Annotated in this window: 22 protein-coding genes; 10 read left to right on the forward strand and 12 right to left on the reverse strand. The window is 62.7% G+C overall.

Features of this window, described 5'->3' with window-relative positions; translation table 11 throughout:
• Positions 1–37 precede the first annotated feature (37 nt).
• Positions 38–784 (forward strand): SDR family oxidoreductase, encoded by a 747-nt coding sequence (locus C5F70_RS08125; protein WP_046383198.1) that lies wholly within the window; start codon positions 38–40, stop codon positions 782–784.
• Between the two features lie 12 nt (positions 785–796).
• On the opposite strand, the gene C5F70_RS08130 is transcribed toward C5F70_RS08125, so the two are convergent.
• From C5F70_RS08130 to C5F70_RS30775, 5 genes are all read right to left on the reverse strand, one after another.
• Positions 797–1,261, reverse strand: coding sequence for a hypothetical protein (locus C5F70_RS08130; protein ID WP_226940717.1), 465 nt, complete (start codon positions 1,259–1,261; stop codon positions 797–799).
• Between the two features lie 69 nt (positions 1,262–1,330).
• Entirely contained in the window at positions 1,331–2,740 is a 1,410-nt protein-coding gene (gene mapR, locus C5F70_RS08135) for a GntR family transcriptional regulator MpaR (RefSeq protein WP_017848443.1), read from the reverse strand.
• Positions 2,741–2,834: 94 nt separating this feature from the next.
• Positions 2,835–4,250 (reverse strand): cytochrome c oxidase accessory protein CcoG, encoded by a 1,416-nt coding sequence (gene ccoG / locus C5F70_RS08140; protein ID WP_102618721.1) that lies wholly within the window; start codon positions 4,248–4,250, stop codon positions 2,835–2,837.
• 184 nt (positions 4,251–4,434) lie between these two features.
• Positions 4,435–4,674: a DUF3203 family protein gene (locus C5F70_RS08145; protein ID WP_046483643.1), complete on the reverse strand. Its 240-nt coding sequence runs from the start codon at positions 4,672–4,674 to the stop codon at positions 4,435–4,437.
• A 13-nt stretch (positions 4,675–4,687) separates the two neighbouring features.
• Positions 4,688–4,855: a hypothetical protein gene (locus C5F70_RS30775; protein WP_017848446.1), complete on the reverse strand. Its 168-nt coding sequence runs from the start codon at positions 4,853–4,855 to the stop codon at positions 4,688–4,690.
• Positions 4,856–5,059: 204 nt separating this feature from the next.
• Between C5F70_RS30775 and C5F70_RS08150 the strand changes: the two genes are divergently transcribed.
• From C5F70_RS08150 to C5F70_RS08165, 4 genes are all read left to right on the forward strand, one after another.
• Positions 5,060–7,048 carry an alpha-1,4-glucan--maltose-1-phosphate maltosyltransferase gene (locus tag C5F70_RS08150; protein ID WP_104903067.1) on the forward strand — a complete coding sequence of 663 codons (1,989 nt, stop codon included), beginning with the start codon at positions 5,060–5,062 and terminating at the stop codon, positions 7,046–7,048.
• A 145-nt stretch (positions 7,049–7,193) separates the two neighbouring features.
• Entirely contained in the window at positions 7,194–10,541 is a 3,348-nt protein-coding gene (gene treS, locus C5F70_RS08155) for a maltose alpha-D-glucosyltransferase (protein WP_017848448.1), read from the forward strand.
• The gene (gene glgB / locus C5F70_RS08160) at positions 10,538–12,775 is read left to right on the forward strand and encodes a 1,4-alpha-glucan branching protein GlgB (protein ID WP_104903068.1); all 2,238 of its coding nucleotides are present in this window, start codon (positions 10,538–10,540) and stop codon (positions 12,773–12,775) included. Before treS ends, glgB begins: the two co-directional genes overlap by 4 nt.
• 51 nt (positions 12,776–12,826) lie before the next feature.
• Positions 12,827–13,993, forward strand: coding sequence for a diguanylate cyclase (locus C5F70_RS08165; RefSeq protein WP_104903069.1), 1,167 nt, complete (start codon positions 12,827–12,829; stop codon positions 13,991–13,993).
• Between the two features lie 3 nt (positions 13,994–13,996).
• Here the strand turns inward: C5F70_RS08165 and C5F70_RS08170 are convergent, their stop codons facing one another.
• The 3 genes from C5F70_RS08170 to C5F70_RS08180 form a co-directional block, all read right to left on the reverse strand.
• Positions 13,997–16,183, reverse strand: coding sequence for a GAF domain-containing protein (locus C5F70_RS08170; RefSeq protein ID WP_104903070.1), 2,187 nt, complete (start codon positions 16,181–16,183; stop codon positions 13,997–13,999).
• Between the two features lie 158 nt (positions 16,184–16,341).
• Positions 16,342–17,196: a CAP domain-containing protein gene (locus tag C5F70_RS08175; protein WP_104903071.1), complete on the reverse strand. Its 855-nt coding sequence runs from the start codon at positions 17,194–17,196 to the stop codon at positions 16,342–16,344.
• A gap of 193 nt (positions 17,197–17,389) precedes the next feature.
• Positions 17,390–18,592 carry an MFS transporter gene (locus C5F70_RS08180; protein WP_104903072.1) on the reverse strand — a complete coding sequence of 401 codons (1,203 nt, stop codon included), beginning with the start codon at positions 18,590–18,592 and terminating at the stop codon, positions 17,390–17,392.
• A gap of 113 nt (positions 18,593–18,705) precedes the next feature.
• On the opposite strand from C5F70_RS08180, the gene C5F70_RS08185 reads away from it, so the two are divergent.
• Together C5F70_RS08185 and C5F70_RS08190 are read left to right on the forward strand one after the other, a co-directional pair.
• Positions 18,706–19,587, forward strand: coding sequence for a LysR family transcriptional regulator (locus C5F70_RS08185; protein WP_104903073.1), 882 nt, complete (start codon positions 18,706–18,708; stop codon positions 19,585–19,587).
• 136 nt (positions 19,588–19,723) lie between these two features.
• Positions 19,724–20,401 (forward strand): GNAT family N-acetyltransferase, encoded by a 678-nt coding sequence (locus C5F70_RS08190; RefSeq protein WP_102618715.1) that lies wholly within the window; start codon positions 19,724–19,726, stop codon positions 20,399–20,401.
• A 10-nt stretch (positions 20,402–20,411) separates the two neighbouring features.
• Here C5F70_RS08190 and C5F70_RS08195 read toward each other — a convergent pair whose 3' ends face one another.
• A complete protein-coding gene (locus C5F70_RS08195) occupies positions 20,412–21,023 on the reverse strand; it encodes a TetR/AcrR family transcriptional regulator (protein ID WP_017848456.1) in 612 nt (203 codons plus the stop codon).
• Between the two features lie 69 nt (positions 21,024–21,092).
• Between C5F70_RS08195 and C5F70_RS08200 the strand changes: the two genes are divergently transcribed.
• Both C5F70_RS08200 and C5F70_RS08205 read left to right on the forward strand, forming a co-directional pair.
• Complete coding sequence (locus C5F70_RS08200; RefSeq protein WP_017848457.1) at positions 21,093–21,692, forward strand: NAD(P)H-dependent oxidoreductase; 600 nt, start codon at positions 21,093–21,095, stop codon at positions 21,690–21,692.
• 73 nt (positions 21,693–21,765) lie between these two features.
• On the forward strand, positions 21,766–22,143 hold the full coding sequence (locus tag C5F70_RS08205) for a hypothetical protein (protein WP_102618714.1): 378 nt from the start codon (positions 21,766–21,768) through the stop codon (positions 22,141–22,143).
• Positions 22,144–22,210: 67 nt separating this feature from the next.
• On the opposite strand, the gene C5F70_RS08210 is transcribed toward C5F70_RS08205, so the two are convergent.
• The 3 genes from C5F70_RS08210 to C5F70_RS08220 all read right to left on the reverse strand — a co-directional run bounded on the left by C5F70_RS08210 (position 22,211) and on the right by C5F70_RS08220 (position 24,532).
• Complete coding sequence (locus tag C5F70_RS08210) at positions 22,211–22,597, reverse strand: hypothetical protein (protein ID WP_046383210.1); 387 nt, start codon at positions 22,595–22,597, stop codon at positions 22,211–22,213.
• A gap of 32 nt (positions 22,598–22,629) precedes the next feature.
• Positions 22,630–23,886, reverse strand: a complete 1,257-nt coding sequence (gene aroA, locus C5F70_RS08215) for a 3-phosphoshikimate 1-carboxyvinyltransferase (protein WP_017848460.1) — start codon at positions 23,884–23,886, stop codon at positions 22,630–22,632.
• Between the two features lie 91 nt (positions 23,887–23,977).
• A complete protein-coding gene (locus tag C5F70_RS08220) occupies positions 23,978–24,532 on the reverse strand; it encodes a UPF0149 family protein (RefSeq protein ID WP_017848461.1) in 555 nt (184 codons plus the stop codon).
• Positions 24,533–24,737: 205 nt separating this feature from the next.
• Between C5F70_RS08220 and C5F70_RS08225 the strand changes: the two genes are divergently transcribed.
• Positions 24,738–25,550 (forward strand): crotonase/enoyl-CoA hydratase family protein, encoded by an 813-nt coding sequence (locus tag C5F70_RS08225; protein WP_017848462.1) that lies wholly within the window; start codon positions 24,738–24,740, stop codon positions 25,548–25,550.
• The last annotated feature ends 5 nt before the right edge of the window (positions 25,551–25,555 follow it).

Below are 25,555 nucleotides of genomic sequence, written 5' to 3' on the forward strand. Positions count from 1 at the left end.
AACTCTAAACATTTGGTTGATTCAGGAGAGCGTAGGCATGGACAAAGTCCTCATCATCACCGGGGGCGGTCGTGGGATTGGCGCCGCGACGGCATTGCTGGCGGCTCGCCAGGGCTATCGCATTTGTATCAACTTCCAGTCGGACGAAGAGGCCGCTCATCGCGTGCTCGACCAGGTCCGTGCGCTGGGCGCCCAGGCCATTGCGGTGCGCGCCGATGTGAGCATCGAGGATGAGGTGATCGCGCTGTTCCATCGTGTTGACAACGAGCTGGGGCGGGTGACGGCACTGGTCAACAATGCCGGCACCGTGGGGCATAAATCCCGTGTTGATGAAATGTCCGAGTTCCGCATCCTGAAGATCATGAAGACCAACGTGCTCGGCCCGATTCTGTGCGCCAAGCACGCGGTGCTGCGTATGTCGCCCCGGCATGGTGGGCAGGGCGGCAGCATCGTCAATGTGTCGTCGGTGGCGGCGCGCCTCGGTTCGCCGGGTGAATATGTCGACTACGCCGCCTCCAAGGGCGCGCTGGACAGCTTTACCATCGGGCTGTCGAAGGAAGTGGCGGGCGAGGGCATTCGTGTCAACGCGGTGCGCCCCGGCTATATCTACACCGACTTCCATGCCCTGAGCGGTGATCCGGACCGGGTCAGCAAGCTGGAGTCCGGGATTCCCATGGCCCGTGGCGGCCGGCCGGACGAGGTGGCGGAGGCGATTGTCTGGTTGTTGTCGGACAAGGCGTCCTATGCCACCGGGACGTTCGTCGACCTGGGCGGCGGTCGTTGAGGCCCTCGGCCTTCAGCTCGGCAGATGGCGCAGCACTTCATAGCCTTTAAAGGAAAACGCCTTGAGCCGGCTGGCTTCGGAGTTATCCAGGGTGCTGTAGCCGTCGTTGAAGAACCCATCGATACGCCCGTTGCGGGCATGGCTGCCATTCAAGGTGCGGTCGTCAAGGTTGTCGAGAAACTGCAGCACTTTTTCCAGGTTGTAAGCCGCGTCAGCACGCGCATCCGGGTCTGCGTTGGATGGGGTCCAGTCACCGACCTGCTGCTTAAGATCATCAGCGATCGCGTAACTGTCGCGGCCTTGCAGGAAGTGCGTCATGACCGGGCTCTGGTCGATGATCTGCTGTGCCGAGCGCAGGTCGCCGGCCGGTCGGTCCAGCGGAGCGTACATCTCGCGAACCTGCTTTTGTTCGACGGCACGCATGTAGTTGGGCGGGATGGGCAGGGGTGCAGGCCTTGGGGGTACAGAAACGCTCATAGGAAACCTCTGGTTCGAACCAGGAATAGTGAGTGTCCTGTGTGGTACGTGCGTCGATCTGGTTCCGCGTCAAAACGAGCGCACAATGCGTCCCAACGTCTCCATCGCTTTTTCCGATGCTTCCGACCACGGGCTGCCGTAGTTCAAGCGGATACAGTTCCTGAAACGCTGGGTCGCCGAAAAAATCGGCCCCGGCGCGATGCTGATGCCCTGGGCCAAGGCCATCTGGAACAACTTCAATGAATCCGTCTGCTCCGGCAATTCCAGCCAGAGGAAATACCCGCCGGCCGGCTGGCTGACCCGCGTCTGCGCCGGAAAATACCGGGCAATGGCCGCAAGCATGGCGCTTTGCTGTTCTTCCAGGGCGTAGCGCAATTTGCGCAAGTGCCGGTCATAGCCGCCATGTTGCAGGTAGTCGGCAATCGCCGCCTGGGCGGGCATCGACGGGCACAACGAGGTCATCAGCTTCAAACGCTCGACCTTCTGCGCATAGCGCCCGGCCGCCACCCAGCCAATGCGATAACCCGGTGCGAGGCTCTTGGCGAAGGAGCCGCAGTGCATCACCAGGCCCTCGGTGTCGAAGGCCTTGGCGGGTTTCGGTGCCTGTTGTCCGTAGTACAATTCTGCGTAGACGTCGTCCTCGATCAACGGCACCTGATGGCGGCGCAGCAGCTCCACCAATTCCTGTTTCTTCGCTTCCGGCAGCGTGGCGCCCATGGGGTTCTGGAAACTGGTCATGGTCCAACAGGCTTTGATCGGGTAGCGCTCCAGGCTTTGCGCCAGAGCGTTGAGGTCGATGCCGTCACGCGGATGCACGGGGATTTCCACCGCTTTGAGTTTCAGGCGTTCGAGCACTTGCAGGCAGGCATAAAACGCCGGTGCTTCAATGGCCACCAGATCGCCCGGTTCGGTGACGGCCTGCAGGCACAGGTTCAGGGCTTCGAGGGCGCCGTTGGTGATCAGCAGCTCTTCCATCGGCAACATCAGGCCGCCGACCATATAACGCAGGGCAATCTGCCGGCGCAGTTGCGGGTTGCCCGGCGACATGTCGGTGACCACCAGGCGCGGGTCCATCTCACGGGCGGCGCTGGCCAGGGAGCGGGCCAGGCGGGGCAGCGGGAACAGCATCGGGCTGGGGAAGGCCGAGCCGAACGGCACGGTATTCGGGTCTTTGATGGACTCGAGCACCGAGAACACCAATTCGCTCACATCGACTTCGGTGGACTCATGCACGTGTTCACTCACCACCGGTTCGGAGAACGGGCTGGGCGCATGGGTGTTGACGAAGTAGCCGGAACGCGGTCGTGCCCGGATCAGGCCGCGGCGTTCCAGCAGGTAGTACGCCTGGAACACCGTGGACGGGCTGACGCCGTAGGTCTGGCTGGCATAGCGCACCGAAGGCACTCGCTGGCCAGGGCCGAGCACGCCGGAGCGGATCAGTTCTGCGATGTCGTCGGCGAATTTTTCGTAGCGTTTCATGGTAGCCAAATTAATCTTCTCAAGATGTACGCAGGGCGAAATGTGGCCGCCGGCTTAGCGGCTGCCACATTTGATCTCTTATGCAGGCCAACCCTCAGCGGTTCAACGGTGCCACGAAACGGCTGTCGGCAGCGCTGTAGACCCATGGTTCGTCGACGTCGGTGACCTTGAAGCGCAGGATCTGCGAACTGCTCGCCGGCTTGTCCGCCAGCAACGCCACCGACACCGGCACGTCGCTGATTTCCCCCGGGGCCAGGCTGATCTGGGTCTTGCCTTGCAGCTGGAAGCCTTCGCCATCCACCAGTTCCAGGCGGTAGTCCTGGGGTTGCTGGGTCTTGTTGATGACCTTGAGGCTGTAGATGTTTTCGATCAGGCCCTGGCTGTTTTCGCGGAACATGCCGCGGTCCTTGGTCACGTCCAGCGACACCATCGGCCGCTGCACCAGTGCCACGACCAACGCCGCGATCATCACCAGCAGCACCGCACTGTAGCCGATCAGGCGTGGCCTGAGCAGGTGGGTCTTGCCGCCTTGCAGTTGATGTTCGCTGGTGTAGCTCACCAGGCCGCGGGCGTAGCCCATTTTGTCCATGATCGAGTCGCAGGCATCGATGCACGCCGCGCAGCCGATGCATTCCATTTGCAGGCCGTCGCGGATATCGATGCCGGTGGGGCACACTTGCACGCACAATTGGCAATCGATGCAGTCGCCGAGGCCGACGTCCGCCGGTTTGGCTTCACGCTTGCGCGGGCCGCGGTGTTCGCCACGGGCCGCATCGTAGGAGATGGTCAGCGTGTCTTTGTCGAACATCACGCTCTGGAACCGCGCATATGGGCACATGTGCATGCACACCGCTTCGCGCAGCCAGCCGGCGTTGAGGTAAGTGGCGGCGGTGAAAAACACCACCCAGAACAGGCTCACGCCGCCCATCTGCCAGGTCAGCAGTTCGCTGGCCAGCGGGCGAATGGGTGTGAAGTAACCGACAAAGGTCAACCCGGTCAGCACGCTGATCCCCAGCCACAGCGTATGTTTGGCCGAGCGCCGCGCCAGTTTGTTCAGGCTCCAGGGTGCCGCTTGCAGCTTGATACGCTGGTTGCGCTCGCCTTCGGTGACTTTTTCGCACCACATGAACAGCCAGGTAAACGAGCTTTGCGGGCAGGTGTAGCCGCACCACACCCGGCCGGCGAACACGGTGATCGCAAACAGGCCGAAGGCGCAGATGATCAACAGCGCCGACAGCAGGATGAAGTCCTGCGGCCAGAACGTGGCGCCGAATATGTGGAACTTGCTTTCGGCCAGGTCCCACAGTACGGCCTGGCGCCCGCCCCAGTTCAGCCACACCGTGCCGAAAAACGCCAGGAACAGAAAGCCTGCACCAGCCACGCGCAAGGTGCGGTACAGGCCGGTGAAGCTACGGGTATGGATCTGGTTATCGCTGGATTTGGCCGTCACCTTCTTCGGGTGCGCAGGCTCGTGGATTTCCACGGTTCGGACGGGGATCATTTCGCTCATGGTCGTTTGCTCATCAGCCTCCATCAGGCCGGTGAACTATGCTCGTCGTGCTGTTTGCATAACAGACTCAGGTGTGGCGATAAAAAGCGGATCAGATGCGCTGCAAAGGCCCTGCTGCGACAATGTGCTGCACCCCGTGGCGCCTGGGGCGCAGCTCGATTCAGCGTGTGCTGATACAGATCAATCAAATCACCGAATCACTGTCGCTGGCCTTCAGGTGTTTGCGCCCATCCTGGGCGCCGGCGACGGTCAGCGCGTCGGCCTCGACCTCGGTGATGTAGATCCGATCGTCGTTCAGCGCCACAAAAGACATGGATTTTTCGCTGTCGGTACTGATGGTGACCTGGGACGCGGGCAGGCTTTGTTCCTGGCCGTTGTCATCGACCGTGAAGTAGCAGATCTGGTTTTCGATACGTACAGGCATGGTGAACTCCTTGTCATCGTCTGGTGATGGTGAGCGGGTAGCCTTGCGCCAACGGTTCCTCCACCCGCACGGGCGGGTCTTGCGGCGGTTCCTCCTCAGGAGGCGCAGCCGGTTCGGTGGGCGGCAGGGTCGGCTTGTCGATATTCGGATCGGGCGTTTGCGCGGGGATCGGGATATTCATCGGTGTGGCCTCCTTTGTGCTTTGCTCTATCGGTGGACAGCCGCCCGGGGGAATTGATTCCCCCGTCGATGGCGGCACATCCACCTGAACTTTTCACCCGGCCCCGGGCTCGGACCTTATGTGGCCCTGCTCAGGGAGAGCGGTGCCGTATCAGAATTCGGATCAAGCAAAGAGCGTCCACAGGGCGTAAGGGGAAGATGCTCGATGACTGCTGAAACACTGACTCCAGACGATTGTGTATTGCCGCTGTCCCAGGCGTTGTTGCTGCCTCGCATAGCGATTGAAAGCACCATGCCGGTGATCGACGGCGGCGAATTTGCGGTCAAGGCCGTGGTGGGCCAACGCATCAATGTCACCAGCAAGGTGTTCGCCGACGGCCACGATACGCTTGCGGTGCTGATCCGCTGGCGCGCCTTGCACGATGAAAGCTGGCACAGCGAGGTCATGGCCGATATCGGCAACGACGGCTGGGAGGGCGCGTTTACCGTCACCGCCCAAGGGCCCCATGAATATTGCATCGAAGCCTGGATCGATAGCTTTGCCAGCTTCTGCTACGAACTGCGCAAGAAACATGAGGCTGGCGTGCCGGTCAGCCTTGAGTTGCAGGAAGGCCGCAGCCTGGTGCTGCTGGCCGCCGAGCGCAGTGACAGTGAGCTGCGCGAGCGCCTGATGCGCTTGCACCACGAGCTCTCCGGCCTGCTGGAAACCGAGCAGGTTGCGCTGTTCCTGCACGAAGACAGTGCGTACCTGATGACCCGGGCCGATCACCGCGCCTATTTGAGCATCAGTCCCGCGTACCCGCTCGACGTGGAGCGCGAGCGTGCGCAGTTTGCCAGTTGGTATGAGCTGTTTCCGCGCTCTATCACCGACCATCCAGCGCGTCACGGTACGTTCCTCGACGTGCATTCGCGGCTGTCGATGATCCATGACATGGGGTTCGACGTGCTGTACTTCCCGCCGATCCACCCCATCGGCCGCAGCCACCGTAAGGGCAGGAACAATGCCTTGAGGGCCGAGCAGCACGATCCGGGCAGCCCCTACGCGATCGGCAGCGAGGAGGGCGGCCACGACGCGATTCATCCGCAACTGGGCAGCCGCGACGATTTTCGGCGCCTGGTCAAGGCCGCCGCCGACCATGGCCTGGAAGTCGCCCTGGACTTCGCCATTCAGTGCTCCCAGGACCACCCGTGGCTCAAGCAGCACCCGGGCTGGTTCAACTGGCGCCCGGACGGCACGATCAAATACGCGGAAAACCCGCCGAAAAAGTACCAGGACATCGTCAACGTCGATTTCTACGCCGCCGATGCGATCCCCAGCCTGTGGACCGAACTGCGTGACATCGTGCTCGCTTGGGTCGAGGAGGGCGTGAAGACATTCCGCGTCGATAACCCTCACACCAAGCCGCTGCCATTCTGGCAATGGCTGATCAGCGATGTGCGGTCCAAGTACCCGGAGGTGATCTTCCTCGCCGAAGCATTCACCACACCGGCGATGATGGCGCGCCTGGGCAAGGTCGGTTACTCCCAGAGCTACACCTATTTCACCTGGCGCAACACCAAGGCCGAGCTGAGCGAGTACTTGGCGCAATTGAACGAGTCGCCCTGGCGCGAGTGCTACCGGCCGAACTTCTTCGTCAACACCCCGGACATCAACCCCGCTTTCCTGCATGAGTCCGGGCGCCCGGGTTTCTTGATCCGCGCCGCGCTGGCGAGCATGGGCTCGGGGTTGTGGGGCATGTATTCCGGCTTCGAACTGTGCGAAGCCGCGCCGGTGCCGGGCAAGGAAGAGTACCAGGACTCGGAAAAATACGAGATCCGCCCCCGGGACTTCACCGCACCCGGCAACATCATCGCCGAGATCGCCCAACTCAACCGCATCCGCCGGCAAAACCCGGCATTGCACACGCATCTGGGGCTGACGCTCTACAACGCCTGGAACGAGAACATCCTGTACTTCGGCAAGCGCAGCGAAGACGGCAGCAATTTCATCCTGGTGGCGGTCAACCTCGACCCATTCAATGCCCAGGAAGCGCAATTCGAATTGCCGCTGTGGGAGCTGGGCCTGCCGGACGACGCCCACACCCAGGGCGAAGATTTGATGAACGGCCATCGCTGGACGTGGTACGGCAAGACCCAATGGATGCGGCTGGAGCCGCAGATGCCGTTCGGGATCTGGCGCATCACCACGTACTAAGGAGCGACATGTGGGCGGGGGCTTGCTCCCGAAAGCGCTATGCCAGCCTATGGATCAAGTGACTGTCCTGCCGCTATCGGGCGCAAGCCCCCGCACTTCGACCCGCTTCAGTCCGCAAGAATCCTCGAGTTTTCAGGAGTTTCCAATGGCGAAGAAACCCAAGGCTGCCACCTTTATCAAAGACCCGCTGTGGTACAAGGACGCGGTGATCTATCAGGTTCACGTCAAATCCTATTTCGACTCCAATAACGACGGCATCGGTGACTTTCCCGGGCTGATCGCCAAACTCGACTACATCGCCGACCTCGGTGTGAACACCATCTGGCTCCTGCCGTTCTACCCCTCGCCACGTCGCGACGACGGCTATGACATCGCCGAGTACCGCGGCGTGCACAGCGACTACGGGACCATGGCCGATGCCCGGCGCTTTATCGCCGAAGCCCACCAACGCGGGCTGCGGGTGATCACCGAACTGGTGATCAACCACACCTCCGACCAGCACCCGTGGTTTCAGCGCGCACGCAAGGCCAAGCCCGGTTCGGCGGCGCGGGACTTCTACGTGTGGTCCGACGACGATCAGAAGTACGACGGCACGCGCGTCATCTTCCTCGATACCGAGAAGTCCAACTGGACCTGGGACCCGGTGGCCGGCCAGTACTTCTGGCACCGTTTCTATTCGCACCAGCCCGACCTCAACTTCGACAATCCGCAAGTGATGAAAGCCGTGCTGTCGGTGATGCGCTTCTGGCTCGACATGGGCATCGACGGCCTGCGCCTGGACGCGATCCCGTACCTGATCGAGCGCGACGGCACCAACAACGAAAACCTGCCGGAGACCCACGACGTCCTCAAGCAGATCCGCGCCGAGATCGACGCCCATTACCCCGACCGCATGCTGCTGGCCGAAGCCAACCAGTGGCCGGAAGACACGCAGATGTACTTCGGTGACAAAAAGGGCGACGACGGCGATGAATGCCACATGGCCTTTCACTTCCCGCTGATGCCGCGCATGTACATGGCGCTGGCCCAGGAGGACCGTTTCCCGATCACCGACATCCTGCGCCAGACCCCGGAAATCCCGGCCAATTGCCAATGGGCGATCTTCCTGCGCAACCACGATGAACTGACCCTGGAAATGGTCACCGACAAAGAACGCGACTACCTGTGGAACTACTACGCCGCCGACCGTCGCGCGCGGATCAACCTGGGCATTCGCCGGCGCCTGGCGCCGCTGATGGAGCGTGACCGCCGTCGCGTCGAACTGCTCAACAGCCTGCTGTTGTCGATGCCGGGCACGCCGACCCTGTATTACGGCGATGAAATCGGCATGGGCGACAACATCTACCTGGGCGACCGCGACGGCGTGCGAACGCCGATGCAGTGGTCCATCGACCGCAACGGCGGCTTTTCCCGCGCCGACCCGGCCAGCCTGGTGCTGCCGCCGATCATGGACGCGCAATACGGCTATCAGTCGGTCAACGTCGAAACCCAGGCCCAGGACCCGCATTCGCTGCTCAACTGGACCCGCCGCATGCTCGCGGTGCGCAAGCAGTCCAAGGCCTTCGGCCGCGGCAGCTTGAAGATGCTCTCGCCGAGCAACCGGCGCATCCTCGCCTATACCCGTGAATTCACCGGGGACGACGGCCGCACCGAGATCATCCTGTGCGTGGCCAACGTCTCGCGCAGCGCCCAGGCGGCCGAGTTGGACCTCTCGGCCTTCGCCGGCATGGTGCCGGTGGAGATGCTCGGCGGTAATGCGTTCCCGCCCATCGGCCAGTTGAATTTCCTGCTGACCCTGGCGCCGTATGGCTTCTATTGGTTCGTGCTGGCGGCGGAAAACCAGATGCCCAGTTGGCATGTGGAACCGGTGCAAAGCATGCCGGACTTCACCACCCTGGTTCTGAAAAAGCGCATGGAGGAGCTGCTCGACGCACCGTGTCGCGCCGTCCTGGAGCACACCTCGCTGCCGGCCTGGCTGCCCAAGCGCCGCTGGTTCGCCGGCAAGGACACGGCCATCGACAGCGTGCATATCGCCTACGGCGTGCGGTTCGGCGACCTGCAGCACCCGGTGCTGCTCAGCGAAATCGAGGTGAGCGCCGGGGGGCAGGTCAGTCGTTACCAGTTGCCGTTCGGCTTTCTCGGCGAAGACCAGTTCACCAGCGCCTTGCCGCAACAACTGGCCCTGGCCCGTGTGCGGCGCGTGCGTCAGGTGGGGTTGGTGACCGATGCGTTCAGCCTGGAACACTTTATCCGCGCGGTGATCCAGGCCTTGCAGGCCGGCACCGTGTTGAACAGCAGCGAGGGCGAGCTGCGCTTTGAAGCCACGCCGCAACTGGCCAGGCTGGCGCTGACCGATGAGTCGCCCGTGCGCTACCTGGCCGCCGAGCAGTCCAACAGCTCGGTGGTGGTGGGCGAGAGCCTGGTACTCAAGTTGATCCGCAAGGTCAGCGCCGGGGTCCATCCGGAGCTGGAGATGAGCGCCTACCTGACCGCAGCCGGTTACCCGAACATTTCGCCGTTGCTCGGTTCGATGATTCGGCGTGACGGCCAAGGCCAGGACAACCTGTTGATGATTGCCCAGGGCTACCTGAGCAACCAGGGCGACGCCTGGGGCTGGACCCAGAACAACCTGGAGCGCGCGATCCGCGACGAACTGGCCGAAGCGATGTCCGAACAGGAGCAGCATTACAACGCCTTGGGCGAGCTGGCCGACTTTGCCGGCTTGCTCGGGCAGCGCCTGGGTGAAATGCACGGCGTGCTGGCGGCGCCGACGGCCAACCCAGACTTCCAAGCCGAAGTCACCACCGCCAAGGATGCCGAGGCCTGGGCCAAGGACATCGCGGCGCAGATCGAGCGCGCCCTGCAATTGCTCAAACTGCATCAAAACCAATTGAACCCGGCCGATCAGGCGCGGGTCAGTGAATTGTTGGAGCAGAAAAAAGCCATCGGCGCTCAGGTCCGGGCGTTGGCGCAGGCCACGTTGGGCGGCTTGCGCATTCGCGTCCACGGTGACTTGCACCTGGGCCAGGTGCTGGTAGTGAAAGGCGACGCCTACCTGATCGACTTTGAAGGGGAACCGGCGCGGCCGCTGCACGAACGGCGCGGCAAGCACAGCCCGTATAAAGATGTCAGTGGCGTGCTGCGTTCGTTTGATTACGCGGCGGCCATGGCCCTGAATGTGCAAGGCGTGGACCACTCGCCCGCAGCGGACGCGGCGCGCCAGCGTGTGACCGAGCGCTACCTGATTGAGGCGCGTCTGGCATTTATCAAGGCTTATCACGCGGCGACGGCTACACTGGCGCATGACTGGCAGGATGCCAAAGGCCAAGACGCAGCGCTGACCTTGTTCAGCCTGGAAAAGGCCGCGTATGAAGTGGCTTATGAAGCGGAAAACCGCCCGACCTGGCTGCCGGTGCCCTTGCAGGGTTTGCACGGTTTGCTCAGCGGGCTCATACCTGGATCGAAATCTGTACGCGGTGGGGAGACGTCATGAGTTTTACGAATAAAGAACCGCTGCAGCCGAAACTGACAGCAATGCCGGCGTCCAAGGACGTCGAAGCGCTGGTGCGCGCCGAACACCATGATCCGTTCTCGATTCTCGGGCCCCATGATGACGAGCAGGGCGGCCAGTTTATCCGTGCGTTCCTGCCGGAGGCCTTGAGCGTCCAACTGCTGAGTCGCGACACTGGCGAGCCGATCGGCAGCCTCGACGCGACCCAGGTGCCGGGTCTGTTTATCGGGCATTTCAGCAGCCGCCAGGCCTACCTGTTGAAGATCCAATGGGCCGGTGGCGAACAGATCACCGAAGACCCTTACAGTTTCCAGCAACTGCTGCTGGGGGAAATGGACCTGTACCTGTTTGCCGAAGGCAATCACCGTGACCTCAGCAGCTGCCTGGGCGCCCAGTTGACCACGGTCGATGGCGTGCAGGGCGTGCGGTTTGCCGTGTGGGCACCGAACGCCCGGCGCGTGTCGGTGGTCGGTGACTTCAATATCTGGGACGGCCGCCGCCACCCGATGCGCCTGCGCCATCCGGCCGGTGTGTGGGAGATCTTTATCCCACGCTTGCAAGCGGGCGCGGCCTACAAATACGAGATTCTCGGGGCCCACGGCATTTTGCCGCTCAAGGCCGACCCGATGGCCCTGGCCACCCAGATGCCGCCCGACACGGCATCGAAAGTCGCGTCGCCGTTGCAGGTCGACTGGCAGGATCACGCGTGGATGCAGGCGCGTGCGCAAAAGCAGAAGCCCACGGCGCCGCTGTCGATTTATGAGTTGCACCTGGGCTCCTGGCAGTGCGAACTGGACGAGGCCGGTGAGGTTTCGCGCCAGTACGGCTGGGGTGAACTGGCCGAGCGGCTGATTCCGTATGTGCAACAGCTGGGCTTTACCCATATCGAGCTGATGCCGATCATGGAGTACCCGTTCGGCGGCTCCTGGGGCTATCAAGCGTTGTCCCAGTTCGCGCCGACTGCGCGCTTCGGTTCGCCGCAAGCATTCGCCGAGTTCGTCAATGCCTGTCACCAGGCCGACATCGGCGTGATCCTCGACTGGGTACCGGCGCATTTTCCCACCGATGCCCACGGCCTTGCGCAATTCGATGGCACGGCGCTGTACGAATACGCCAACCCGCTGGAAGGCTTCCACCAGGATTGGGACACGCTGATCTACAACCTGGGTCGCACCGAAGTACATGGCTTTATGCTGGCCTCGGCGCTGCATTGGCTCAAACACTTCCACGTCGATGGCCTGCGCGTCGATGCCGTGGCCTCGATGCTGTATCGCGACTATTCGCGCAAGGCCGGCGAATGGGTGCCCAACCGCCATGGCGGCCGCGAGAACCTCGAAGCCATCGACTTCCTGCGGCACTTGAACGACGTGGTCGCCCTCGAAGCCCCCGGCGCGCTGGTGATCGCCGAAGAATCCACGGCCTGGCCGGGCGTCAGCCAGCCAACCCAACAGGGCGGCCTGGGCTTCAACTACAAGTGGAACATGGGCTGGATGAACGATTCCCTGCATTACATCCAGCAAGACCCGGTGTACCGCGCCCACCATCACAATGAACTGAGTTTTGGCCTGGTGTATGCCTGGTCCGAGCGTTTCATCCTGCCGATCTCCCACGATGAAGTGGTCCACGGCAAGCACTCGCTGATCGACAAGATGCCCGGCGACCGCTGGCAGAAATTCGCCAACCTGCGCGCCTACCTGAGTTTCATGTGGACGCACCCGGGCAAGAAGCTGCTGTTCATGGGCTGCGAGTTCGGCCAATGGCGCGAGTGGAACCACGACCAGCAACTGGACTGGTACCTGCTGCAATACCCCGAACACCGTGGGGTGCAGAAGCTGGTGAGTGACTTGAATCGCCTGTACCGCGAGGAACCGGCCCTGTATGAACAGGACGACGCGCCCCAGGGCTTCCAGTGGCTGATCGGCGACGATGCGATCAACAGCGTCTACGCCTGGCTGCGCTGGAGCAAGGACGGCAGGCCGGTGCTGGTGGTGGCCAACTTCACCCCGGTGCCCCGTGAAGCCTACAAGGTCGGCGTACCGTTCGCCGGGCGTTGGAGCGAGGTGATCAACAGCGATGCGGACACGTATGCCGGTTCGAATTATGGCAATGGCGGGGGGGTATTCACCGAAGATGAACCGCATCATGGTCAACCGGTGTCGCTGTCGTTGAATCTGCCGCCATTGGGCGTGCTGATTTTGCGTCCGCAAGACAGTTAACGGCGCCAAGGTGCTGGCGTCTATTGTCCGCGCTAGTGGCAGGGTGCCACAATGGCACCTTTGTCGCGGCAGTTGAATCAGGCGGTTTTCATGAATGGCCTTGGGCATGAGCAAGACCAGGATTGCGTTATTGAGGGGCAGGTGCGAACCGACCGTTTGCATCAGCTGTTTCGTCAGTCATTTGCCGCCATTTTCGGCAGTTATTTCGCGGCGGCGATGCTTTGCTGGCTGTGTTGGGACCGTTTTGACCACCAGGTCATGCAGGTATGGCTGGCGGTGCTGGCGGCGTCATCGCTGCTGCGGGTGAAAATGTTCCTCGAGTGGTTTCGCAGCCCCCACAGCGAGCGCACGCCGGAACGCTGGGAGCGCCGTTACTGGCTCACCTTGATACTGTCCGCGAGCATCTGGGGCGCCGGTGCCTTTGCGGTAATGCCCAGCGACGACCGGATGTCCCAAGTACTGGTGATGTTGTTTACCGTGGGCATGTCCGTCAGTGCTGTCTCGTGCTATTCGGCCTATCGCTACATGACCATGGTGTCCATGGGCCTGGTGTTGCTGCCGTGTACGCTGTGGCTGCTGTTTCAGCCGTCGTCGATGCAGGTCGGCGTGGCGATTGCGGTGCTGGTGTTTTCCTCGTTTGTGGTCAGTGCCACGCGCAAGTTGTCCGGCGCCCTGGAAAAAGCCTTCCGCCTGACCAGGCAGATGGAACGCGCCCACACTATTTCCGCGCGCGCCGCACAGACCGATGAACTGACCGGGCTGATGAACCGCCGCGCGTTTTTTGAACATGCACAATTGCTGTACGCGCAGTGCCGTCTCAACCGGCAGCCGCTGTGCGCGTTGATGATCGACATGGACCACTTCAAGGAAATCAACGATACCTACGGCCACCAGGCCGGCGACCAGGTATTGCGGCAGATCGGCGGAGTGATCACCGCGTCGTTTCGCCAGGCCGATGTGTACGGTCGCCTGGGGGGCGAGGAGTTTGCGGTGTTGCTGCCCAATACCTCGCTGGAAACCGCCCGGGGTATCGCTGAGCAGTTGATCAAGGCCATCTCCTGCATGGCTTCCGAACCTGTGCAGGGCATGACCGCCAGTCTCGGCGTGGCGTCGACCTGCACCTTGGATGGCGACCTGCACGCGTTGATGAACACCGCCGACAAGGCGCTATACCGCGCCAAGGCCCTCGGCCGCAATCAAGTGGCCGTGGCGGAGTAGGGCTCAGTCCTTGAACATGGCCTTGGCCAGCACCCGCGCCACCTGGTCGGCGGAGTAGGGCTTGGCGAGGAACTCGAACCCTTCGTAGCCGCTTTCCGCGAGTTCTTCGCTGTAGCCGGAGGTGAGTACCACCGGCAGGTCGGCGCGACGTTGGCGCAGGAGCCTGGCCATCGCCACGCCGGTCATGCCCGGCATCACCACGTCTGAGAAAATCGCGTCGAAAGCCGCGGCATCCGGACCGGCCAGCGCCAGCGCCTGTTCGGCATCGGTCGCCCAGGTGGTCTGGTAACCGAGGTCCTGGAGGATCTGGTTGGCGAAACGGCCTACGTCCAGGTTGTCTTCCACGATCAGGATGTTGCGCAGGGTCGTGTCGTGGGGCGGTGCCGGGTCACTAGGGGAGGGCTCGTGGCGGGCGTCCTCCGGCTCGACCTCGGGCAGGTACAGGGTAAACACCGTGCCCTGGCCAAGACGGCTGGCCACGTCGACATTGCCACCGGACTGCTTGGCGAAGCCGAACACCTGTGACAACCCCAGGCCCGTGCCTTTGCCCACGGCCTTGGTGGTAAAGAACGGCTCGAAAATGCGCTCGAACGTTTCCCCCGGAATGCCGCTGCCGGTGTCGGCCAGGGCCACCGTGACAAACGGCTGGCAGGCTTGGGCATCGCCCCGGATGCGCGGCATCGCGTCCAACGTGTCCACGCGCAGGGTCAGGGTGCCCTGGCCGTCCATGGCGTCGCGGGCGTTGAGTGCGATATTGATCAGCGCGGTTTCGAACTGGCTCGAGTCGACCCGGACATGGCACGGCCGCTCGGGCAATTGAACCTGCACATGAATGCGCGCACCGGTGACACTCTCGAGCATCTCGCCAATGTCCTTGACCCGCTGCGCCACATCGAAGACTTCCGGGTTCAGCGGTTGGCGGCGCGCGAACGCAAGCAACTGGCTGGTCAACTTGCTGGCGCGCTCGACGGTGTCGGATACCGCGCGCATGTAGCGTTGGCGCCGTTCTTCGGACAGCCCGGGCTGACGCAAAAAGTCCACCGACGAACGAATGATGGTCAGCAGGTTGTTGAAGTCATGGGCCACGCCGCCGGTCAATTGGCCGATGGCTTCGAGTTTCTGCGATTGACGCAACGCCGCTTCGGCCTGGGCCAGCGCAGCGGTGCGTTCTTCCACACGCTGCTCGAGGGTGGCGTTCAATTCGGTAAAGGCCGCCAACCCTTCGCGCACGGCGGCATCGGCGCGCACCCGTTCGATGTGCGCCCAGGACCGCTCGGTGACTTCGGCCAACAGCGCCAGGTCATACGGCGACCAGGTCCGCTCTGCTGTGCTGTGAACCGCCATCAAGGCCGTAAGACGACCGTGTTTGATCAGTGGTATGCAGATCGTGGCGGTGATGCCCAGGGCCTGGAACGCCGCGGCTTCCTGCGCGGGCAGTTCGAGCCGGTTGTTGCCGATCACCAGTGGCTCACCGGCCCGCAGGCACCTGACCGCGGTCTGCCCGAAGGCCTGCAGGCGGTAGTGGCCGACGATGCTGGGCGAGCCGGGAGCCGTCCAGTTGTCACGGATGGTGAAGCCGTCTTCATCGGCGTCCATATCGGCGTAGGCGCAGATGGACACTTGCAGGTGCTGCGCCAGCAGGTGCGTGGTGGCGGTCACGATGGCTTCGGCATCGGTGGCATTGGCGACCGTGCTGCCGATAGTATCCAGCACCGCAAGGCGGCGCGAAAGGAACACCGTGGCGGTGGTTTCGGTCACGGTGTCGAGCATGCCGACGACATGGCCCCGCGGGTCGCGGATCGGGCTATAGCAGAACGTGAAGTACGCTTGTTCCGGCGCCGCGCCGCGTTCGATCACCAGCGGGAAGTTTTCGATATAGGTCGCATGGCCCTGGAAAGCCGCGTCGGCGATGGGGCTGATGTCGTCCCAGACCTCGCTCCAGATCTCGCTGAATGGACGCCCCAGCGCATAGGGTTTATTGCCCAGTATCGGAATGAACGCGTCGTTATAGAGGGTCGTCAATTGAGGCCCCCACACGATGGCTTGGGGGAAACTTGAAGCAAAGCACAGCGCCACGGTGGTCTTGAGCACATCCGGCCAGTGTTCCAGCGGACCCAGGGGCGTACTGGCCCAGTCGTGCTGGCGTACCCGCTCGGCCATGTCGCTGCTGCTTTGCAGCCAATTCATCATCGGGTGAACACCTTGTTTGCCACGGTCTGTTTGGATGCCTGATGCGTCAGGCCAATAAGCAACAGACAGAAATGATTGCTGCCGGTTCAGCGCAATTATCCATGAGATGGCACTTTGATGCTTCACCCGCTGGGATAGATCTCATCGCGGGTGTTCACTTACTGTTGTGTTCCGAACACCGCTGTCCAATAAATGCCTGCATCGCTCTTCGGGTCCATGGCGTAGGCGGCGCCCAATTCACGGAATTGCGGGTTCATCAGGTTGGCGCAATGGCCGGGGCTGGCGAGCCAGCCGTCCACCACTTTGCGCGGGGTGTCGAGGCCGGCCGCGATGTTTTCGCCGATGTTCTTCGCGCTGTACCCGGCCAGCTCGGCACGGTCGCCCGGGGTGCGGCCGTCGTGGTCCAGATGGTCGAAGAAATTGCCGTTGGCCATGTTGCGTGTGTGGCTGTTGGCGGCACTGGCCAAGGTGTCGTTCCACGACAGTGGCGTGGTCGCGGTGAACGCCTGGGGACCGCATTGGCGCGGTTGTGTGCGGGCGGCGTTGATCAGGTTCAGCAATTGCCTGCCTTCGGTCTGCCAATCGCCCAGGCCGCTGGACAGCAGTGGGCGGGCGAGCACGATGCGCCAGTCCTGGCCGCTGTTGCTCACGCCGATGTCGACGAATTGCGGGTCCAGCACCACGCGGCAGAAACTCTCGCGCACGGCTTTCATGGCCGCCTGGGCATCCTTGGGCCCGGACAGGCTGATTGCCTGCACGTTGACCATCGGGTACGCCGCGCGGGCCAGGGCCTGCTGCAAGTCGCCGACATTACTGGCCGGCAGCACCAGGCGTGTATCGCTGGCCAGCGGTGGCAGTTCCTGGGAACCTTGGTCGCCGCAGCGTTGCACCTGGCTGCGGTAAGCGTTGATCTGTTGCACTAACTGACTTTCTTCATTCGCCATCGCGCTGGCGCAGAACACCAGGCTGGCGGCCAGCGTCGTCAGACCCATCATCAATGACAGCACGCGCATGGACGTTACCCTTGAACTTGAAAGTGCCCATGATGCGCGATGTAGGGGCGTCCATGCACCCGTTGGTCCGAACTTTTTTCCTCGGGTTTTGAATGCCGGATGTTCACGGCCCTGGTCATGCAAGGCAAACGCCACCACCCGCCGCGCTGGCATGGCGAGGATGATCAACCCGCAATGAATGAGGATATTCAGCTCACGCCAGCTGACGCGCGGGTTGTCGCCGCCATGCCATGGCGCTGGCGAGCAGGATCAAAGCGAACGCTGCGGTAAAGGTTGCGTGCAGACCGTCAGCCACGGATTGCGGCGTGGCATGGGTGACATCGGGAGTGGTCCAGGCAAACATCGCGCCCAATGCCGACGCACCGAAAATCAGCCCCAGGTTGCGTGACAGGTTCAGCAGGCCTGAGATCGTGCCTCGGCGTGCCGCATCGGCGTCGCTCATCACCGCAGTGTTGTTGGCGGCCTGGAACAGGCTGTAGCCCGCGGTCAGCGTAATCAGTGAGGCAAGATAAGTGACCAGCCCGGACGCAAGGCACAGCGACAGGGCGCCACTGCCGCAGACAGCCAGCCCCACGAGTGTCATGACGTGGCTGCCAAAGCGTTCGCTCAGACGACCGGCCGGAATGCCGGTGAGCGCCGCGACACCAGGGCCGACGGCCATTGCCAGGCCCATCCCGGCCGGATCGAGCCCAAGCCCTCGGGACAAGTAGAACGGCCCGACGACAAAGGTGGCCATGATCACCGCCGACACCAACGCACTCATCGCCAGGCCGGCGCGCAACGAGGTCGACTGCAATGAGCGCCAAATGCCGGTGCCGCTGGCCAGTAGCGCGGGTGGCTGATCCACCGGCAAGTAGCGCCAGGCGAGGGCGGCCGCGAGCAAGCCCAGCGGCATCCCCACCAGAAACAGCGCGCGCCACCCCCACACACTGAGCAACAGGCCGCCCACGCCGGGGCCCATGGCGGTACCGACGGCTGACATCGTGCCGAGCAAGCCCATGACACGCGCAATGCGCGCTTGGGGGACGGTGTCGCCGACCATCGCTAACGTCATCGCCATCATGATCGCCGCGCCCAAACCTTGCAGGCTGCGCGCCGCAATCAGCCACCGCAGGCCAGGCGCGACACCGCATAACCCGCCGGCCAAGGCGAACAGCAGCAAGCCAGCGATCAACAGCCGCCGTCGCCCCAGTCGATCGCCCAGGCGCCCGGCATTGACGATGACTGCCGTGATCGCCAGCAGGTAGGTGAGCACCACCCATTGCGTCGCGTGAAAGGATGCATTGAAGGCCTGCGCGAGGCTGGGCAGGCCGACATTGGCGATGCTGGTGCCAAGGGCGGCCAGCAACATGGACAGGCACAGGCTGACAAGACCGCCACGGGAAGAGGTATGCATGGAAGATTCCTTGAATGAACGCAACTGTCGCAAATCTACGGCGTGGCCTAACATGGCGGAAGACGCATGAGTTGCACTAAATACCTGCATATGACGCCTGCCATGGAGCGCTGATGCCCGATCTCAATTTGCTGATCACCCTGGATGTATTGCTCGCCGAAGGCAGTGTCGCCCGTGCGGCCAAGCGCCTGCGGTTGAGCCCTTCGGCCATGAGCCGGGCGTTGGCGCGCTTGCGTGCGACCACCGGCGACCCGTTGCTGGTCCGCGCTGGCCGTGGCCTGGTGCCGACGCCCCGGGCGTTGGCACTGCGCGAACAGGTCAGCCAACTGGTGCAGGGCGCCCAGGCGGTGTTGCGCCCGGCACAGGCGCTGGAGATGGCCCACGTGGTCCGCACCTTCACCCTGCGAACCAGCGAGGAGTTTGTCGAAGGCTTCGGTTCGGCGTTGCTCGCCCGTCTCGCCGAGGACGCCCCCGGCGTGCGCCTGCGCTTCGTCAGCAAGACCGACAAGGACACTGCGCAACTGCGCGAAGGCCGCGTCGACCTGGACATCGGCGTGGTCGACCCCACGGCCAGCCCTGAAGTGCTGACCCAGGCGCTGTTTCGCGATCGCCTGATCGGCGTGGTGCGCAGCGGCCATCCCCTGAGCCAAGGCGAGATCAGCGCTGCACGGTTTGCCGAGGGCCGACACCTTTACGTATCGCGGCGCGGCCAGGACCGCGGCCAGATCGACGACGTCCTTGAAGCCCAGGGCCTGAAGCGGCAGATCGGCAGCATCGTCGCGAGTTTTTCCAGCGCCATCGCCCTGGCACGCAACACCGACCTGATTGCCTCGGTGCCCGAGCGCTATACCCCAGACCGGCGCGACCTGTTCTGTTTTGCGCTGCCGGTGGCGTTACCCGCGTTTACCGTGGCAATGCTCTGGCACCCACGGTTGGACGCCGACCTGGCCCATCGTTGGTTGCGCGGATGTTTGCGCGAGGTGTGCGGACGATGACAGTGCGGCCCGTCCCCGGGGCGATGTGCATGCGAGCCGCCAGGCGTGCAGAGCATGGCGGGCATGCCTATCGATCCCGAACCTGCTGCAACAGGTACAATCCCATCTGCCTTGACGCGAAACCTCAGGAATTTGCATGTTCAGCCTTACCCGCTACACCACGCCGTGCCCCGAACCGGTCAACAGCCAGATCCTGCAGATGGTGGTCGACAACCTCACCGACATCAGCAGCGTCGCGCTGCCGCCGAGTAACCTGCTCTACAACATTTACCAATATGCCATCGGCTTTGAGGTGCATTTGTACCTGCAGGCGCTGGACGGGTCGAAGGGGATCGCGGTCGAACTGATCGTCGCGACGTCTGCGCAAGACCCGGAAAAAGTCATTGGGTTTTTGCTGTACTTGCCGGTCAAGGACGACCCAGAAGCCTGCGGTGTGGCGTTCATGGCCGTACAGGCAGGCAGCCGGCGCCAGGGCGTGGCGCGGGGCATGATGCAAGAGGTGCTGGCACGTTACCCTCACGCCGAACTGGCCTGCGCCGTGGACAAAGTGCCGGCCTTCGCGGCGATGGGCTTTCAGGTGCGCGGCGCGCGCGGCACGCAGGTGCTGATGAACACCCGCGCCTATGCCACCGATGGCTTGATGGGCGTGCTGGATGTGGCCGCTATCTATAGCTCATTGGAAGTGCGGCAGATTCATACCTACCTGCTGCAAAAACATGGCAAGCGCGCCATGGTGGATGCCGAGAAGCAACGTGACCGGCACCTGGATCAACTGGCGCACAAGGTCCGCTTGTTTGTGCAGGGGCGAGGCTGAAAAACGCCTCTCAACGGGCGCTGCGCGCCCCGCGATTGACCATTGCCAGAATGGTCGCCAGCAACTCCTGTTGCGCCTCTTCACGGCTGAGCTCACCGCTGGCCGCCGCATGAGACAAGGCCTCCGCCGCCCCGAGCATGGCCCGCAGCCCGGCCTGGGACACGCTGCCGCCCGGCGCGAAGGGGGCCATGACGTCGCGGCACTTATCGAGAAAGAGTGCTTCGTACTTGCGCTTGAGGCTTTCCAACTCCGGTGAGCTGCTCAGCGCCGCGATCACCCCCGGAATTTCCCGGCCCTGCAACAACACGCAGTCGACATAGGATGAGGCGATCACCCACGCGCGATCTTCCAGGGTCGGGCTGCTGGCTTCGAGGGCGTCGGCAAGCACCTGATTCTGGCGCCCATCGAAATCCTCGTACAACGCCGCCAGCAACCCCGCGCGGGTAACGAAATGGTCATAGACCACCGGCTTGGTCACGCCCGCTCGTTCCGCCAGGTGGCCGAGGGTCAGGGCTTCGGTGCCTTCTTCACGCACCAGTTGCCAGGCCACGTCCAACAATTGGCGCAGACGATCTTCACGCGACAGGCGACGACGCGGGGCAGGGGATTCACTGCTTGACATGCTTATATACCAAAAGTAACTTACCAAAGGTAACTTAAGCCCAGCATAAACCCAATGGGAGTCACTGTCATGCACGCACTGATCGTTGTAGCTCATCACGACCCGCAATCCCTCACCCACAGCCTCGCCGCGCAAGTCGCCGCCGGGTTGAGCGCGTCTGGCCATACGTTCGAAATCGCCGACCTTGCCGCCGAAGGCTTCGACCCGCGCTACAACGCTGCCGACCAGCGCGTACATCGCACCCGCGCCGAACCGCCGGCTGACGTCGCCGCCGAACAAGCCCGCATCGACCGCGCCGACGCCCTGGTCTTGGTGTTCCCCATTTACTGGTGGTCGCTGCCAGGCCTGCTCAAGGGGTGGATCGACCGCGTGTTCGTCAACGGCTGGGCGATCGACTACGGCCCCGACACTCCGGTGGTGAAGAAACTGCGGCACTTGCAGGTTCACCTGCTGGCCCTCGGTGCTGCCGATCAAAGCGCGTTTGAGCGCCATGGTTATGCCAAGGCCATGCACACGCAAATCGATTACGGGATCTTCGATTACTGTGGCGCGCAGGTGCTGACGTCAGCGTTGCTGCTGGAGTCGGAAAGCGGCCAGGTGCAGGTGCATCTGGATCACGCCAAGGCAGTGGGCCAGGGTCTGTTCGAAACCGAGACGGTCGCCGGATGATTTCGTTGCGAGCAGGGAACCAGAAACCGTTCGACGACCAATCAAGGCGTTCACAATCACTGGAGATTTGATAATGACTTCAATTTCTGCTGCATCTGGATCCGCACCGATTGCTCCTCCCATTGACACATCCCAGGGAAAACCCACGCAAGATCAAGTGAGACAAGAGCAGGAAAACAATGCGAACGAAGACAGTCCGTTTCCAAATCTATCGAATGGCGACCTGCAAAACTTGACCTTTGACCAACACAATACGCTCGATAAATATCCCAATATGAACTTTCAGCAAGTGGTGGATGCACATGGGAAAGAGTTTCCAAATATATCGCCTAGAGAAGTTCAAGATTTGAACTCCGAGCAAGTGGACAGGCTTATCAAGTATCCCACTATGACTTACCGGGACGTGCTTAATGGGCATGGCGTGAAAGGCGGCGATAATTTCATCTGGTAACTACGTTAGTTGCGGCACGCCTCAGGCCTGGAGCCGCAGCTTGGTGCCGATGCACTGAAAGGACCGACTAGAGTCCAAGCAGGTCATGTGCATCCAGCAGCCGGTAGGCAATCTCCGGTCGTTTCTCCAGGCCTCGGCGAATCGCCGCCGGGATCGATTGCCGGGTCTTGCGGCACAGGCCGGGCAGTTCGTCGATGACGATCTGAATCCCGCGCATGCTCTTGACCTCGGTGTGCCCCGGCGCGACCTGCACGCGGATACCCAATAGCGCGTACATGCGCTGCTGCATGTGTTCGAGGTCTTGCAGGCTTTGCAGGTCTTCCAGGCGTTCGATCAGGCGTTTTTCTTCCTGGCGCGTCAGGTTGAGGATGCGCAGGTCGGCGCCTGGGGTTTGCAGCAGCTGTTCGCGGTCACAGACACAGGCGCCGGGCGGGCAGGGTTGGCGAATGTTCATGATCAAGCCCTCCCCATCTCGACGTCGCGGACTCAGTAGCGCAGGGCGACACCCAGGCTGCCCAGTGCCTTCCAGTAGTCAGGATAGGTCTTGGCCACGCAGTCCGGGTCCTGAATACGAATACCCGAGACCTTCAGTCCGGCCAGGGCGAAACACATGGCGATGCGGTGATCGGCGTGGGTGTCGATCAGTGCAGTGCAGGCCGTGCCTGCCAGTGCCGGATCGCTGGCCACCAGCAGGTCATCGCCTTCGATGCGGGCCAGGCCTGGGCGGATCTGGTTGAGGCCGTCGTGCAGCGCCTGCACGCGATCACATTCCTTGACCCGCAGGTTGGCCAGTTCGGTGAAGCGCACCGGGCTGTTGTTGAACGCGGCCAGCACGGCAAGCGTCGGGATCGCGTCCTGCATTTGCGAACCCACCACCGTGGCCTGCATGTTCGGGAACTGTGCGATCAGCGCCTGGGCCTTGGCGTCCGGCTGGGTGAAGTCGTGTGCGGCGACGCCGATATCGATGTGCCCGCCGGTCAGCACTTCAGCCGCCCACAGGTAGGTGGCGGCGGAGGCGTCCGGTTCGATCAGGTAGTCATGGGCGGTGTAGCCGCTGGGAGCGACGCGCCAGGTGGTGTCGTCGACCACCTCGACCTGCGCGCCGAATGCACGCATGCAGTCGAGGGTCAGGTCCACATAGCCGCGGGCGCCGATGTCCTTGCCGGTCAGCGCCACTTCAATCGGCGCTGCGCCGCAGGCCGCGAGCATCAGCAAGGCCGATACGTATTGGCTGGACAGACCGCCGTCGATCTCAAAGCGCTTGGCCTGGACCTTGCCCACGCCATGCACGGTAACCGGCGGGCAACCGGTCGGGCTGTCGACCTGGATGCCGTTCTGACCGAGGGTGGCGAGCAGCGGGCCGATCGGGCGTTTGCGCATGTAGTCGTCGCCGTCCAGCACCACGGTGCCTTGCACGGTGGCGACGGCGGCGGTGAGAAAACGCATCGCGGTGCCGGCATTGCCGAGGAACAGCGGCTGCGCAGGCAATTGCAGCTGGCCTTGGCCCGTGACCACGAAGGTGGTGTCGTCCGGCTCGTCGATGATCACGCCCATCTGGCGCAGGGCCACCGACATGTGCCGGGTGTCATCGCTCTTCAACGCGCCGCTGAGGCGGCTGGTGCCCTTGGCCAGGGCGGCGAGCAACAGCGCGCGGTTGGTAATGGATTTGGAGCCGGGGGGCGCGACCTTGCCATTGAGGGGGAAAGTGGGCGGTGTAACGGTCACGGTTTTCTGCGAACTCAAGGTACAAGGCTCCTGATTCAAGGCAAGGTGGCACGGAGTGGCCGACGGGCGGACCCGAATAATCGGGCATAGACGTCACGCTTGTCGAGGCTTAGCGCTGGGCGAGCGAGTAATCATGCAGCGCCCGCGCCGCCGGTTCGATCTCGCTGACGCGCTGCTGATGCGCCTGTACATCGAGGTCCGCCGGCAGTTCGAAGTTGTCCTGTTCGGCGCACCAGGAGATTTTCTCCAGCAGTGCGGCCTGTTCGGCGGGCAGTTCAGGCCAGTTGCCGATAGCGGCGCCACGGATATAGCCAAAGCACCATTCTTCGGCGAGGGTCAGGGTCTGGCCCTGATGCTCCGTGTCGTCGAAGCGCGCCCGGAAACCTTTGGCGTCGGTGGCCAGTTGGGCGGCGCGGGCGTTCATGTGGCGAACGCACAGTTCGAGGAACTGCTTGGCTTCTTCGGCACTTTCCCACTGCGGGTTCTGCCCGCCCCAGATCGCCGGGAACCACTCGGCGATATCCACCGGTGCCGGGCTGGACACCAGTGCGCAGAAGTAACCATCGAGTTCGGCGAGGTTCAGCACCGAGTGGTCGTCACCGTACTTGAGCAGGGTTTCTTCGATCAGGTCGAAATCGGCGGGGGCCAGAGGTTGGGTGAGCATGGGGCGTATCCTTTAAACGTAGAGCGCCGCTGCGGCAGCGGCTTAAAGCGCGAAGGATGGCGCCTGAGGCGGTTTTTATCCAGCCTTTTCCAAGGCCGACGGCCCGTCCCGGATGAATTTTAGCAGTCCCGTTTTTGGCTGATGCGCCGTGGCTCACCCTTGTTATAGTTCGGCTCTTATTACTCGCCAGTCAGGGATCACTGCCATGTCCGAATACCAAGCCTTCGTCGTCGAGCTCATTGGCAGCGTTGCCCATGTGCAGATCAACCGCCCGGAAAAGATCAACGCCATGAACGCGGCGTTCTGGACCGAGATCATCGATATCTTCCGCTGGGTCGACGACACCGACGCCGTGCGCGCCGTGGTGCTCAGCGGTGCCGGCAAACATTTTTCGTCCGGCATCGACCTGATGATGCTGGCCTCGGTGGCCAATGATTTTGGCAAGGACGTGGGCCGTAATGCACGCCTGTTGCGGCGCAAGATCCTCGAACTGCAAGCCTCGTTCAACGCCGTCGACACCTGCCGCAAGCCGGTGCTGGCCGCGATCCAGGGCTACTGCATCGGTGGTGCCATCGACCTGATCAGCGCCTGCGACATGCGTTACGCCGCCGAGGACGCGCAGTTTTCCATCAAGGAAATCGACATCGGCATGGCGGCCGACGTCGGCACCCTGCAGCGCCTGCCGCGCATCATCGGCGATGGCATGCTGCGCGAGCTGGCCTACACCGGTCGCCAGTTCGGCGCCGAGGAAGCGCGCAGTATCGGCCTGGTCAATCGCGTGTATCCCGATCAGGAAAGCCTGTTGGCCGGCGTACTGGACATCGCCCGGGAAATCGCCGCCAAATCGCCGATTGCCGTGACCGGCACCAAGGCCATGATCAGCTACATGCGTGACCATACAGTCAATGACGGTCTGGAATACGTTGCCACCTGGAACGCGGCTATGTTGCAATCCAACGACTTGCGCGTGGCCATCGCGGCCCATATGAGCAAGCAGAAACCCGAATTCGTGGATTGACTGAT

It is taken from the genome of Pseudomonas sp. LH1G9 (assembly GCF_002949975.1).
Lineage (GTDB): Bacteria > Pseudomonadota > Gammaproteobacteria > Pseudomonadales > Pseudomonadaceae > Aquipseudomonas > Aquipseudomonas veronii.